The 14,263-nt window shown below is 37.3% G+C and carries 12 protein-coding genes; 1 reads left to right on the plus strand and 11 read right to left on the minus strand.

What is annotated here, in order from left to right:
- Window positions 1-11: 11 nt before the first annotated feature.
- The 10 genes from AC0VZ9_RS24925 to AC0VZ9_RS24970 form a co-directional block, all read right to left on the minus strand.
- Complete coding sequence (locus tag AC0VZ9_RS24925) at window positions 12-1,367, minus strand: phenylacetate--CoA ligase family protein (RefSeq protein WP_475396850.1); 1,356 nt, start codon at window positions 1,365-1,367, stop codon at window positions 12-14.
- A 64-nt stretch (window positions 1,368-1,431) separates the two neighbouring features.
- Window positions 1,432-2,598: a glycosyltransferase family 2 protein gene (locus tag AC0VZ9_RS24930; protein WP_475396851.1), complete on the minus strand. Its 1,167-nt coding sequence runs from the start codon at window positions 2,596-2,598 to the stop codon at window positions 1,432-1,434.
- 43 nt (window positions 2,599-2,641) lie between these two features.
- Window positions 2,642-3,265: an acetyltransferase gene (locus AC0VZ9_RS24935; protein ID WP_475396852.1), complete on the minus strand. Its 624-nt coding sequence runs from the start codon at window positions 3,263-3,265 to the stop codon at window positions 2,642-2,644.
- Complete coding sequence (locus AC0VZ9_RS24940) at window positions 3,262-3,906, minus strand: sugar transferase (RefSeq protein WP_475396853.1); 645 nt, start codon at window positions 3,904-3,906, stop codon at window positions 3,262-3,264. The genes AC0VZ9_RS24935 and AC0VZ9_RS24940 overlap by 4 nt, the downstream gene beginning before the upstream one ends.
- Window positions 3,906-5,021 (minus strand): DegT/DnrJ/EryC1/StrS family aminotransferase, encoded by a 1,116-nt coding sequence (locus AC0VZ9_RS24945; RefSeq protein ID WP_475397525.1) that lies wholly within the window; start codon window positions 5,019-5,021, stop codon window positions 3,906-3,908. Before AC0VZ9_RS24945 ends, AC0VZ9_RS24940 begins: the two co-directional genes overlap by 1 nt.
- Before the next feature lie 749 nt (window positions 5,022-5,770).
- On the minus strand, window positions 5,771-6,655 hold the full coding sequence (gene galU / locus AC0VZ9_RS24950) for a UTP--glucose-1-phosphate uridylyltransferase GalU (RefSeq protein ID WP_475396854.1): 885 nt from the start codon (window positions 6,653-6,655) through the stop codon (window positions 5,771-5,773).
- Window positions 6,656-6,670: 15 nt separating this feature from the next.
- Entirely contained in the window at window positions 6,671-8,491 is a 1,821-nt protein-coding gene (locus AC0VZ9_RS24955) for a polysaccharide biosynthesis protein (RefSeq protein WP_475396855.1), read from the minus strand.
- Window positions 8,492-8,810: 319 nt separating this feature from the next.
- Entirely contained in the window at window positions 8,811-9,572 is a 762-nt protein-coding gene (locus tag AC0VZ9_RS24960; RefSeq protein ID WP_475396856.1) for a tyrosine-protein phosphatase, read from the minus strand.
- A 97-nt stretch (window positions 9,573-9,669) separates the two neighbouring features.
- Complete coding sequence (locus tag AC0VZ9_RS24965; RefSeq protein ID WP_475397526.1) at window positions 9,670-10,341, minus strand: CpsD/CapB family tyrosine-protein kinase; 672 nt, start codon at window positions 10,339-10,341, stop codon at window positions 9,670-9,672.
- Between the two features lie 22 nt (window positions 10,342-10,363).
- Window positions 10,364-11,104 (minus strand): YveK family protein, encoded by a 741-nt coding sequence (locus AC0VZ9_RS24970; protein WP_475396857.1) that lies wholly within the window; start codon window positions 11,102-11,104, stop codon window positions 10,364-10,366.
- Between the two features lie 213 nt (window positions 11,105-11,317).
- On the opposite strand from AC0VZ9_RS24970, the gene AC0VZ9_RS24975 reads away from it, so the two are divergent.
- Window positions 11,318-12,118: an SGNH/GDSL hydrolase family protein gene (locus AC0VZ9_RS24975; protein WP_475396858.1), complete on the plus strand. Its 801-nt coding sequence runs from the start codon at window positions 11,318-11,320 to the stop codon at window positions 12,116-12,118.
- A 48-nt stretch (window positions 12,119-12,166) separates the two neighbouring features.
- On the opposite strand, the gene AC0VZ9_RS24980 is transcribed toward AC0VZ9_RS24975, so the two are convergent.
- Window positions 12,167-14,215 carry a hypothetical protein gene (locus tag AC0VZ9_RS24980; protein WP_475396859.1) on the minus strand — a complete coding sequence of 683 codons (2,049 nt, stop codon included), beginning with the start codon at window positions 14,213-14,215 and terminating at the stop codon, window positions 12,167-12,169.
- Between the last annotated feature and the right edge of the window lie 48 nt (window positions 14,216-14,263).

A 14,263-nucleotide genomic window follows, 5' to 3' on the forward strand; every position in this document is an offset into this window, starting at 1 on the left:
TAATAAAACTGTTAAAACTTTCGTATAACGTATCTCACTTTCCCGGATCTAGTTTTCTCTAGTTCATCAGTAAGTTCCCAAGTAATTTTCATATCTCCTAAATACTCTTTAGCTACTTTCAATACTTCATTCATTGAATCAGAAACGAAATCATTTGCTGGTTTAACTTTTATATCTAAGTACCCGGGCTTATATTGTATTAGTTGCATCCCCACTACTCCTCTTGCAGGTTTAGCAATATGGCTTAATCTACCGATCTTCCGCCCGCTTAGTGTTAATACATAGTCATCAATTCTTCCAATTAACTCCTTTATATATGTGGTTTTCCATCCACATCCACATTCACTATAACCTAAAATCCCTCTATCGCCTGTTTGATATCTGATAAATGGGGCATTGAATGAATATAAATCTGTTACTACAATTTCTCCCTCTTGACCCTTTTTGGCCAACTTTCCGTTATCATCAATGACTTCAATAATACATCTATCAGCAAATGAGTGATAATGGCCATTACTACATTGAATTGCCACCATTCCAACTTCTCCTAAGCCATAAGTCTGGTACACCGAACAGTTAAAGGCGTTTTCTACCTTTAGCTTATCCTCTTTTGAGAAACCTTCACTGTCAGTTACTATGACTTTTAGATTAGGAGGAATAAAACCCATATCTTGTGTATATTGTGCTAAAAACAACCATGAAGATGCGTATCCTGTTCCTAAGTCAACTTGATAGTTTCTTAGGGCATTAAGATATAGTTCACTAGTATTTTCATCAATATGATAGGCTGATAGTTGAAGTTGGTTATAAACTTTTATAAAATACCAAAAAGGAGGCTTGGTAGCATTTGCTTTTACAACATTAACGCCAGATAACCTAGCTTTTGTAAAGTTTTCAATACCGACTAAGAATTCATACATTTTATCATATAGTGCATACTCGAATTGCATGCTATTTTTATCTCTAAAATAACTAAATGGCATTCCAGTGGAACCACTAGTTGTTCCATTCCATAACTTTTTTACCATATTATTATCTATGAAATGATTTATATCATTTTTCATTATGTTCTTACTAGTTAATGGAATATTTTCCATTTCATTTAGAGTTTTAATATTATATGTTTTTAAGTTCTCTTGATAAAATGGAATATGTTCTTTTATATAAGTTAAAAGAGTATTCAACTTGATTACTTGATCCTTACGATTGTAATTTATAAGCATTTTAGAAACATCTAATTCATTATAATGGTCTTGATATCGACCACTTCTCCTATAAATATTTCTTCTAGTTGCTTCTATATTTGCAAATGCCCTTTTCATAACAAAAGGGGCATTTAAATACACTTTTTTTAGTATACTATTCATACTATTCTTCCTTTTTAGTCAATATATTGAAAGTAACTTCTTTTCTATTCGGGAACTTTAAAGTTTATCTTGTGCTCTCGGCTTTCTCCCAAAATGGCTTTGCCTTCCCAGTAAGTATATTATAGACCCCTGCCCATTGCGCAAGTATTGTTACACAGTAGTAATAAACTAAAGTCAAATATTTATTATTGGATTTAGTAATTACTCTCGCCAAGGCCAAAAGGAAAAACAATACCTGTCCTAGAAATGTAATTTTATAAAACAATGACTCTGGTAGTAGTAGGGCATTAGATATAAAAACTAATAGATGAGAAATCCATAATAAATATCTACATGTTCTATGTCCAAAGTAAAAATAAGAGAACCACTTATATTTAAATACATTTAGTATCCTTACATCCGGTAATATATATTTCAGAATAATTCTATTCATTCTTACTTTTCGACCGAATTCATCTTCAATTACTTCCCCGGCCTTCTCGTATGCTACCGCATCATGATTTGCTATTGCTCTTTTGCCTCGAAGTGCATACATTGGAGGCATTGCACTATCATGACATTCTATAGGGTCAAAGTCATAGTAATCCTTTGTCCTACATGCATATAATGCCCCATTACCAGCAGTTATAGTGTATATTTTCCCCTCTATTTCACGGATAGCTAAATCACTATCCCAGTAACTTGCTTCAGCACTACTTATATCGCTTGAATCTTGATTTATGATAGACAATCTCCCTGAAACATAAGAAATGTCTTCTGATACAAATGCAGCCATTAATTCTTTGACAGATTCCTTATCCATAATAGAGTTAGCATCTGTCATAACAAGATACTCTGTTGTTACAGTCTTTTGTGCTTCATTTTGTGCATTTGTTTTACCCTTACGAGCCTTGACCTCATAGAGTTGCATCTTTCGATCATGGTGTTTTTCTATAAACTGTTTTACGATTTCATTAGTTCTATCAGTACTATTATCTGATGCAATTAAGAATTCTATTTTCTCTTTAGGATAGTTTAACCCAATAATGTTATTAAGTTTTTCTAAAATTACTTTTTCTTCATTATGAGCAACCACCATAACCGTCACCGTAGGTTGATGAGAATAGTCTTTCTCTAGTTGTCGATTTTTATATAATTTTCCAATTATCCTTAAAGATATTGGATAACCAATCATCGCCCACACTATAAGAAATCCACTTATATAAAACAAAATTTCATACAGTAACTCCATTGCATTTTCTCCCTCAAATCATTTATTATGATTCTAACTTTTATTATGATTCTAACTTAGTTACTGGTACTCCAACATAAGTTCCAGACTCACTTATATCCTTAACCACTACAGCTCCTGCACCAATTTTACATTCACTAACAATATTTATATTATTACTTACTACACTGCCGATACCTAACCAAGTCCCTTTTCCAACTTTGACCGTGCCTGCTAAATGTGATCCAGGTGATATATGAACAAAATCCTCAATAAAATTATCATGGTCTATTGTAGAACCAGTATTAATGATGCAGCCCTTTCCTATTTTGGTACAGCAGTTAATAATTGCTCCCGCCATAACAGCTGTACCAATTCCTATATCTACTTGTGAACCTATGACTGCGTTTGGGTGAATTAAAACTGGAATACTAGCCCCAAATTTTTCAAGCATTTCATGAATCCTTTGTCTCGTAGTATTATTACCAATACCGACAAATACTTCGTACTCATCTATATGTGTAACAACATCATCTGAACTCCCGATGACTGTTAATCCCATTAAGGTTTTAATAACTTTGTTGTCATCTAAAAAAACAATGCTCTGCCATCTATTCATTTTCAATGCAATATCAGCAACAACTTTTCCGTGGCCACTAGCACCAATTATTAAAAGTTTGTTTTTCATATTTCCATTCTATCCTTTTTAGTTCCCTTAAAAGGTTCAATTGTAGCAGCAGTTTCTGAATTAATGCCCTCTCTGACGAAAACCTTTTTTATGGTTAAGAAGATTATCTTCCAATCCTCAATGAATCTTACATTGTCCACATACTCTACATCGAGATTAAATTTATCTTCCCAACTAATCGCATTTCTACCACTAACCTGTGCCAAACCAGATAAACCTGGTCTTACTTCATGACGTCGTTTTTGATGATTATTAAACAATGGCAAATATTGTACCAATAGTGGCCTAGGGCCGATTATGGACATATCACCCTTCAAAATATTAAATAGTTCCGGTAGTTCATCAAGAGATGTCGAACGTAGTAACTTACCAAACTTGGTCAACCTAATACTATCAGGAAGTAGATTTCCATTTTCGTCTCTCTCATCCGTCATAGTCCTAAACTTATACATCATAAATACTTTTTCATTTAACCCTGGTCGTTTCTGCTTAAATAGCACAGGGCTACCTAACTTCGTCCTTACAAGTAAAGCAACTATAAAAAATACCGGACAAAGAACAATAATAGCTAATAAAGAAAGTATAAAATCCATTGGCCTTTTTACAAAACTTCTATAAATACCACCTTTGGGATTCTTCATTATTCTAACCACAACCCTTTAATAGTCTTAACGACTCTTTCTAAGTCCTCATCCGTCATCTTCGTATCAGACGGCAAACATACGCCATTCTCAAACAATTTCTCCGATACACCTTCACCAACAAAATCATATTTTTCAAAGAACGGCTGCATATGCATTGGCTTCCATACTGGTCTTGACTCGATGTTCTCAACCTCTAATGCTTCAAATATATCAATAGGCCTTACTTTACCTATCAATCTGATCGAACTTAGCCAGTAATTCGGTTCATCCCAATCATTGCTAGGCATGAATTCAACACCATCAAGGTCACCAAGCTCTCTTTTATAGAACTCAAAAATGTAGTTCTTCTTGGTAACTCTTTGGTCTAACACTTTAAGCTGTCCTCTACCAATTCCTGCAATAACATTACTCATTCGATAATTAAATCCTAATTCACTATGTTGATAATGCCTTGCTGAATCTCGGGATTGAGTGGCCCAAAATCTTACCTTAGCAATTCTCTCTTCATTATTAGAAACAAGCATTCCACCCCCGGAAGTTGTGATAATCTTGTTTCCATTAAAAGAGAAGATGCCATAGTCACCAAAAGTCCCAGTATGCTTACCTTTATAGTAAGTGCCCAATGACTCCGCTGCATCTTCTATAACCGCAACATTATTTTTTTTACATATCTCCATTATCTTATCCATATCAGCTGATAGACCATATAGATGAACAACCAGTACTGCCTTTACTTCTGGATACTTTTCAAAAGCTTCTTCTAATGCTTTTGGGCTCATATTCCAAGTTTCATAATCACTATCGATAAATACAGGAATAGCATTTTGATAGATGATTGGATTTGCAGTAGCTGAGAAAGTAAGCGTTGGACAGAAAACAATATCCCCTTCTCCAACCCCTGCTGCTATAAGGGCTAAATGAATAGCAGCTGTTCCTGAAGACAATGCCGCAGCCGCTTTAGATCCAACCTTATCAGCCAGTTCCTTTTCGAATCCATTTACGTTTTCACCAAGGGGCGCAATCCAGTTTGTATCAAAAGCTTCCTTAACATATTGCATTTCATAACCTTCATCACTCATATGTGGTGAAGAGAGAAATATTCTTTCTTTCACTTTTGTCGACTTCATTTTCTAGTTACCTTCCCTTGTCAAGTTATTATTTTAGTAGATTAGGACTTAATTAGAAGACTACCTCTAGCCAACTACTAAACCACTAAAATTGTTATCTACTTCTGATAGTGAACTCGTATTATCCATTCAATCCACCACGCAAATCCGAAATAAATATTAACTCCATAATCACTCTAAACCGAGTTTCTTCTTATTATAAATACCATTTAATCAATCTACTAATATCACCTTATTTGTAGGAGCTGTACTTAATTGGATTGAATAGGTATAAGAAACTGAGTATCGTAGTTAGGTTGAACGCTAGAAACCTTTCGGGATAAGGGGGCTTCATCCCCATTACTATCAACGATATTCTTGAACACAAACTACATCGAACCCTCTCACATAACTCCAACGCCAGGACAAACATCACCGTCATAATATTTTCCAATATCCCCCCAATCCCCATCACCAGATAAAGTTTTTTTACTTCCTTTACACATACCTTAAATAAGCCTTTTTCCAACCAAAAAACTAGTAATAAAATAACACCCAGGGCATCTAGTCCCCGTCTCACGGTACACTATTGACAACCAATCGTGTCTAAGGCCATCCACCCACATTATATAGCCGAGTTTCTTTGATATAGGCTAGAATACATCGCCTTTGTACAAAACATAAAAACTCTAGATACACCTGATAAAAAAGGCATATCTAGATTTCCCCATAATCTTTTTGAATGTGTTTCTGTATTAACTTTCAATAATTTTTAACTCACTTAGCCTCTCATCCATAAACCGAATTAGTGCATCCTTCAAATCTTCATCTTTCAAAGCCATCTCAATCGTCGTTTTAATAAAGCCAAACTTCTCTCCAACATCATAGCGTACACCTTCAAAGTCATAAGCAAATACACGCTGAATCTGGTTCAGCTTCTGAATCGCATCAGTCAGCTGTACTTCCCCACCGGCACCTAGCTCTTGCTGCTCTAAAAACATGAAAATCTCTGGAGTCAGAATATAACGGCCCATAATAGCCAAGTTTGATGGAGCAGTGCCTTGCTTTGGTTTTTCTACAAAAGTATTCACCTGGTACCTGCGACCACTATGTTCAGAAGGATCAATAATCCCATATCTGTGTGTTTCTTCAAGAGGCACTGTCTGCACCCCGATCACCGAAGAAAGCGTCCTCTCATATTCATCCATAAGCTGTCGCAAGCAAGGGGTGTCACTCTGAACAATATCATCCCCAAGCAACACCGCAAAAGGCTCATCACCAATAAATTTTCTTGCACACCAAACAGCATGGCCAAGCCCTTTAGGTTCCTTTTGTCGAATATAATGAATATCAACTTTAGAAGGCTCTTTTACCTTTTCAAGCAAATCAAACTTTTGCTTTTGAATCAGGTTTTCTTCGAGCTCGAAAGAGAAATCAAAGTGATCCTCTATAGCCCTTTTCCCTTTACCAGTAACGATAATAATATCCTCAATCCCTGATGCCACAGCCTCTTCCACTATATATTGGATAGTCGGCTTATCCACAATCGGTAGCATTTCCTTTGGCATCGCCTTTGTAGCAGGCAAAAATCTTGTCCCTAATCCAGCTGCAGGAATAATCGCTTTCCTTACTTTTTTCATTCTGAATTTTCCCCCTCACTTAGCAATTGAAAGAACTTTATTTTTTCTCCTATTTGCCAAATTCAACACAAACTCACTAATTTCATTAGTAGACATCCCATCAAACTTATCTATCAAATATTGAACCTCATCCTCTTGTTCCAAAACAGCCTTACCAATAAATATCTTCGGAAACACCGCTTCCTTATGAACTTCCTTCTCCCCAAGCAGTTCCTCGTACATCTTTTCCCCTGGGCGTATTCCTGAAAACCGGATCCCTATTTCTTCCTCTTTATATCCTGATAGCGTGATTAAGTTCTTTGCCAAATCAACAATCTTTACTGGTTCTCCCATATCAAGTACAAATATCTCCCCTCCACGAGCAAGAGCACCTGCTTGCATAACTAGTCTTGATGCTTCAGGAATGGTCATAAAATATCTCGTCATATCTGGGTGGGTAACCGTAACTGGTCCGCCAGCCTGAATCTGCTTCTTAAACAGCGGGATTACACTGCCCCGGCTGCCAAGAACATTCCCAAACCTTACGGCTACAAACTTAGTAATACTCTGCTTATCCAGCTCCTGAATAACCATCTCTGCAATACGCTTCGTCGACCCCATCACATTCGTAGGGTTAACAGCTTTATCCGAAGACACCAAAACAAATGTACCAACACAGAAGGTATCAGCAGCTTCCGCAACATTCTTCGTTCCAAGTACATTGTTCTTCACTGCTTCCTTAGGATTGTACTCCATTAAAGGCACATGCTTATGTGCAGCAGCATGATATACAACATCCGGCCTATGTGTTTCCATCACTTCAAAAATCCGATCCCTGTCCTGAATATCCGCAATAACCGGCACAATTTCCATTTCGTTTTTATACTTATTCTTTAACTCCATATCAATCAGGTAAATGGAGTTCTCTCCATGGCCTAAAAGAAGGACCTTCTCTGGTTTGAATTTGCATACCTGCCGGCAGATTTCTGATCCAATTGACCCGCCTGCACCAGTTACTAAAACGGTCTTTCCAGTCAACTTTTCCGAAATACTGTCAATATCCAATTTAACAGGTTCACGCCCCAGCAGGTCTTCTACCTGCACGTCCCTAAATTGATTAACAGACACCTTCCCAAGCATCACATCCTCAATCATTGGCATGATGACTGTTTTGGCTTTTGTTCCGGCACACTCTTCAAATATTCTTTGCATTTCTTTTTTATTTAGAGAAGGGATGGCAATGACAATTTTATCGATATTGAGAGTTTCCACTGTCTTCGAAATATGTTTAGAACCTCCAACAACGGGTAAACCATGTATATGTAATCTATACTTTTTCGGGTCATCATCGATAAATGCAACTGGTTTAATTTCAGTTTCTTGATTTTTGAGGAGCTGCCTCGCAAGCATTGTCCCGGCCGCACCCGCTCCTACGATTAAGGCACGCTTTTGTTCTATAGTTGATTTAATATATCGATCCCGGTAGACACGCCAGGAGAAACGTGAACCTCCTATTAAAAGAACGTGCATCATCCAGGCAAGCATTAAAGCCCGGAAATAAACATCCCCTATTAACAGCTGCTGCATTATTCCTGTCGTCATGATAGATAGAGATACTGCCTTTACAATCGCTACCAGTTCTCCAACACTCGCATATTCCCATGCCTTGTTATAAAGCCTGTAAGCAGATGCAAAGAAATGATGGCTAAGAAGCAGTGTAATAGAGCTAACAAGCAATGTTTCGGACTTAATCCACGCCAACGTTGGGTGAAGCGTCAAAACACTCACATATATAGCTGATAAAACAATCAATGAGTCCAATAAAACCAACAGTGTCAGCCGCTTTTGGTACGTCAAACAAATAGCCCCCTTCTAAAATTTAGTTCATATTACCTATTTCGATTCCATAATTGTCCGTTTTCAGGCAAAAATAAATATCTAATGGGAACACAGGAATGGTCCTGTACTTTCATTAGATATCTAGGATCTAACAATATAATGTAAGCGGATTCCATATGGAAATTTTAAATATTCAAATTGGGGCATTTAACCCCACCTCACACCATGCTAGTGACAACTGTGTGTCTAAGGTGATTTGATTCACCCACAGCATGGCCGAGTGCCTCCATTGATAAAGGCCAGGAGGCATCGCCTAGTTCTATACAACATGCAATGGTTAAAAAATGCCAAGAAACTTTTTGCGTTTAATTCTCTCAGGCAGTTCTTTCATTATATTGCTGTTCTCAACTAGGAGCTCTGCATTCTCTTTAAAAAGATAAACCATATCGGGTCCATATTTAGAATCGACTAAGTCCAATGCTTCAGCCATTTTAAACGTGCGGTTCTTCACATTATGAGCATCAGAGGCGATAAAATGGGTTAAGTTAAACTCTATCAATTGCTCAGAGAACTTTTTAATATTCTTTCCGAAATACCCGCAAAGACTGGAGGCCGTTACCTGGGTTAACGCGCCTTTTTCAACAAATTGATATAATAGATCCGGCTGTTCCATTAACTGCTTATTCCGCTCGGGATGAACAATAATCGGAATCAATCCCTGCAGCTGAATATCAAACAGGAGTTTTTCAGCATATCTCGGCACATGGTTAGAAGGAAATTCAATAAACATATACTGTGATTGACTAAGAGAAAGAATCTCTCCATTACTTAAACCTTCTACTATTTCCCCATAAATTCGAACTTCCTGACCAGGAAGGATTTCCAATGGGATTGATGCCTCTTTCAAACTATTATTTAGATTGTTAACTGCAAAGATAATTTCATCTTTTGTATTATGATAAGACTGGCTATGATGAGGAGTGGCAATGATGGAGGAGATCCCCTCTCTAACCGCTTCTTTCGCCATGTCCAAACTGTCTTCTATTGTTTGGGCACCATCATCTATCCCCGGCAAGATATGACAATGTATGTCAATCATTCCTTCCACTCCTTTCAATATATGACAAAATATCCTTCTTCTGTCATGTTACCATTTTAACTTCAATACGGTAAAGGGTGTAATTTGTCGAATTTTGTTAATTCGCACCGTAATAATAGTAATGCTGTGATTCTTTCATTTTCTTGTTGTTTAATACGACTCCTAATAGTTTCCCTTGAGCTGCTTCTAATAGCTCTTTCGTTTTCACCAATTGGTCTTTTTCCGCTTTCCCGCTGCCTGCTACAAGAATGGTACCCTGGCATTTATTTGATAGAATTTGAGCATCTGTTACTGCTAATACTGGCGGAGTATCAAATAAGATAATGTCGAATTCCTCCAGGGCTGCCTTCATAAAGTAATCCATTGCTTTTGATCCCAGCAGTTCAGATGGATTAGGCGGAATCGGGCCGCTAGGAAGGATGAATAGGTTTTTCATATCAATAGCCTTAACAGATTCCATAAGCGTCATCTGGTTTGTGAGCACACTCGTTAATCCGCTCGTATTCATAAGGTTAAACGTATAATGCACTGTCGGTTTCCGCAGATCAGCATCTACCAGGAGCACCCTTTTGCCTTGCTGGGCAAAGACAACTGCAAGATTGGCTGTTGTAGTTGATTTACCCTCTCCAGGACCTGACGAAGTAACCATTATAGTACGGATCTCTTCATCTACTGAAGAAAATTGAATATTTGTCCGGATAGTACGGTACTGTTCAGAAATCGGAGACTTTGGATCATTCTTTGTAACAAGCTTTCGTTTATGCTCCATCACTTTCTTCTTTTCTCCCTTTTTAAGAACCAACAGTCTCACCTCTTAACCTTGTTTTGCGGTCGGAACGGCTCCCGTTTTCAGCAGTGTCATCCATTTGAGCAATCACACCAAGGACTGGAAGGCCAATCGTTTTTTCAATATCTTCTTCGTTCTTAATTGTATTATCAAGATATTCAAGCAGGAACGCTAATCCTACACCAGCCATTAAGCCAACAACTAAAGCAATGGCGATATTTAAAAGAGGCTGCGGTTTAACTGGAGCCTGATTCTCTCCTACTTCCGCCTTCGCTAGAATGGTTACGTTATTAACGTTCATAATTTCCACGATCTCTTTCTGAAACACTTCTGCTGTAGTATTGGCGATATCAGCTGCTCTTTTTGGATCTCCATCCTGAACAGAAATATTTACGACCTGAGAGTTTTGTTCACTCTGAACGGTAATTTTCTGATTCAACTCGCCAGGTGTCATATTAAGCTTGAGCTCTTCTTTTACTAATTCAAGAATGGCAGCACTCTTAATAATGACATTATATGTATTAATCAGCTGCAGGTTTGCTTGAACTTCACCTGTACTATATAAACTTTGTTCATCTTTTGCCTGGTTCACGAGAATCTGTGTAGAAGATTGATATATTGGTGTTAGAAAAAAATAACTGACTATTCCGCTGATCATGACTGCCAAAATTGTTACTGACAGGATAAGAGTCACTCTTTTTTTCAGTGTATGGAATAGTTCTTTTAGACTAATTGTTTCTTCCATGATATCCTCCTAAGGAAAAATAAATAACAAAACTCAAAATATTATATCATAGCAAGTTGCCATTTTTGTGATTTTTTGTCATAATTTTAATGAAAATGTAACTTTTTTGTTATCACTATTCCTATTTAACTATAAAATGGCATTTTTTGATAGACAAAATTTTCAATTGGGAAATTTTACATTTGTAATATTAATCCTATGCTGGAGGTATTTATGAAGAATTTTTTTATTTTATTGCTGGCCATCTCCTGTGGGGTGGTCCTATACTGGGGCAATTCCCATTGGAAGGAAAGAACTGTCCTTTCTACAGATGCAACTACTCAAGAGACAAAGAAAACTGCAGAACCAGCCGAAGTGGCGGAAGTGACTGACAAAAGAATAGATATAGAGGAATTTCAAAAGATATCAGCTAACTGGCCTGCCGAAGCCAAAAGAAGATTTGAACAAACACTCTTAGAAGGCATCCCTTATAAAATCCTTCTTGCAGGATCTACAGCTTTAGGAAGTAATGAAGATGGATGGGCGTCCTCAGCAAAGAAAAAGCTAGAAGAGACCTTCGGGAAGGGCAGCATTGAGGTTGACATTCAAGTCTTTAACGGCACTTCAATGGAGTTCAGCGATCAGGATAAAGTTTCCGATATAATTGATGCAGAAGCAGATCTTATCGTTTTAGAGCCGTTCACTTTGCAGGATAACAGTTTCGTTCGGATTGAAGACTCCCATGCTCATATTACTAATTGGATTTCAGCAGTAAAAGAAAAAAATCCTGACACCGTGTTCATTCTTCAGCCTCCAAATCCAATTTATGATGCAAACTATTACCTTGTACAGATTGAAGAATTAGAGAAATTCGCTGAAACAAACGGTATTCCTTATCTTAACCACTGGTCTGCATGGCCCTCTACAGATTCAGAGGAAATCATACCGTATCTGAACGAAGAGAATGAAGCTCCTAGTGAGAAAGGTCATGAACTGTGGAGTAAATATGTAACTGACTTTTTTATTAGCAAATAAAGAAAAAATGCAAACCAGCCCAGCCGGTTTGCATTTTTTCTGATTCCCTTACTTCTCCCCTTTATAACTTACCTTCACACGGGCGCTTTCCTTCATCCCTTCACTTTGTACCGTTATATAAACACTGCCTGCTTTTTTGCCAAGCTGGCTGATGCTGATAGCAGCAGATGTTTTTGTCACTTTGCCTGACTTAGCCAAAAGTTTGCCGCCTTTGGAAGCATTATAAACTTTGACAACATCCCCTTTTTTAAGCTTGCTTACGGTAATGACATCTTTTTTAGATTTATTGTTTGTAATTTTCACCTGGCTTGATTTCACTGCATTCGTCTGCTCACCAGTGAAAGATACAGCTGTCCTTTTACTTTCCGTCATACTTGGCGAGGTAACAGTGACGTAGATCTTCCCTGCTTTTTCACCAATCTGATTCACACTGATGGTATCAGCGGATCCTGTGCTCGTTTTTTGGGCAATCAGCTTTCCTTTTGTTGAAGCATTGTATACCTTGATCACATCCCCCTTTTTGATGCCGGAGATGCGAATGGAATCTTTCTTTCCTTTATTATTGGTCACTGTTACTTTACTTGAAGTGAGTCCTGGGGTTTGCATATAAAGCTTAAAGGAATAAGGGATATCAATACTGCCATAATAATTCTTGATCTGCAGATAATAGGTTCCTTTTTTCAGGGAAACCTGCAGTGCTGCATTGCCCTTTACGGCTTCACTTCCATTTGTGTATAGGTCTTTATAAACCTTGCCGGAGCTGTTCTGGATATGTGCATATAACTCCATTCCAGCCTTCTGAGGAATCTGCAGATTTACCAGACCATCCTTTGGTACTGAAAACTTATAGAAGTCGATATCGTTATAATCTTGAAGATTCCCTTTGTAGGTTTGGTTTAAGTTAACCGCTGTTGCGTTTGTTAAATTATTATTAAATTCCTGCTCATAATAATTACTTGATGTATATTTCACCTGAAACTCGTAAGGTTTATCTATTCCATATGAATAATTACTTATTAAAACATAGTAAGTTCCTTTAGGTAATCCAACTTCCCTTGCCACATTACCTTCGATCATTTCACTGTCATCTGTGTAAATTTTTGTGTATATGTTCCCCTTAGTATCCTGTATATGGACATACCATATGGTTCCCGGACTTTGCTTTATAGATAAGGCGACATTTCCTGGCTTTGTAAGGGTAAATTTAAAGAAATCCTTATCATCCGAATTCTGCAGGTTTCCCTTATAGATTTTATTGAGGGTTAATCCGTTTGCAGTTGTAATGGAATTATTAAACTCCTTTTCATAATAATCTGTTGCTGTATATTGAACTTTCATTTGGTAAGGTGTTTCAAAACCATCCGAATAATTTTCAATCTTTACGTAATAGGTGCCTGCCGGAAGCCCTACTTCTGCCGTTTCATATCCGGAGACCATTTCACTGTCATCCGTATAAATATAATTATAGATATTCCCTTTGGTATCCTGTATATGCCCATACCACTCGATACCAGGCTGGTTCTTAATTAATAGCTTAATATTTCCTGGCTTTGTTAGAGTAAATTTGTAAAAATCTTTATCATCATATCTTCTAAGCATTCCAGCATAAATCTTATTTAACTCTATCGCATTTGCTGCTGTAAGAGAATCATTGAACTCTTTTTCATAATAATTGGATTGTGTATATTGAACCTTAAATTCATAATTCACTCCTATTGCACCGGAGTAGTTTTCAATTTTTATGAAGTAGGTGCCCGCCGGCAGGCCAACAGCTCTTGATGCATCTCCGCTCACCATTTCACTGTCATCCGTTATGAACGACTCAAACACCTGGCCTGAACTGTTCATAATCTCTCCATCCCAAGTAGAATTGTGTTTTTGTTTTATTGCCAGTGTAATATTCCCTGGTGCCGAAATGGTAAATTTATAGAAATCCTTCTGGTCATAATCTTTAAGTACACCTTTATAGGTCTGATTAAGATTAATAGCCTTCGCATCTGAAATGGATGCAGCCGCCTTTTCTGTCCCCCACATTAAAAATGCACAACATGCAAGAAGTGCAAAGAGGAAACTTTTCATCGTTTTAGTTGCTATCAAGTGTATCTCTCCTTTAATAAAATTAAGAATATTTTATCCCAAATTACT

This window comes from Cytobacillus sp. QJM3NY_8 (assembly GCF_056173585.1).

What these genes read in the sequence shown, in the direction of transcription:
- AC0VZ9_RS24960 (WP_475396856.1), bottom strand. Translation starts at nt 9,572, where the DNA reads ATGATTGACATACATTGTCATATCTTGCCGGGGATAGATGATGGTGCC.
- AC0VZ9_RS24935 (WP_475396852.1), bottom strand. Translation starts at nt 3,265, where the DNA reads ATGAAAAACAAACTTTTAATAATTGGTGCTAGTGGCCACGGAAAAGTT.
- AC0VZ9_RS24965 (WP_475397526.1), bottom strand. Translation starts at nt 10,341, where the DNA reads ATGGAGCATAAACGAAAGCTTGTTACAAAGAATGATCCAAAGTCTCCG.
- AC0VZ9_RS24970 (WP_475396857.1), bottom strand. Translation starts at nt 11,104, where the DNA reads ATGGAAGAAACAATTAGTCTAAAAGAACTATTCCATACACTGAAAAAA.
- AC0VZ9_RS24925 (WP_475396850.1), bottom strand. Translation starts at nt 1,367, where the DNA reads ATGAATAGTATACTAAAAAAAGTGTATTTAAATGCCCCTTTTGTTATG.
- AC0VZ9_RS24975 (WP_475396858.1), top strand. Translation starts at nt 11,318, where the DNA reads ATGAAGAATTTTTTTATTTTATTGCTGGCCATCTCCTGTGGGGTGGTC.
- galU (WP_475396854.1), bottom strand. Translation starts at nt 6,655, where the DNA reads ATGAAAAAAGTAAGGAAAGCGATTATTCCTGCAGCTGGATTAGGGACA.
- AC0VZ9_RS24940 (WP_475396853.1), bottom strand. Translation starts at nt 3,906, where the DNA reads ATGAAGAATCCCAAAGGTGGTATTTATAGAAGTTTTGTAAAAAGGCCA.
- AC0VZ9_RS24930 (WP_475396851.1), bottom strand. Translation starts at nt 2,598, where the DNA reads ATGGAGTTACTGTATGAAATTTTGTTTTATATAAGTGGATTTCTTATA.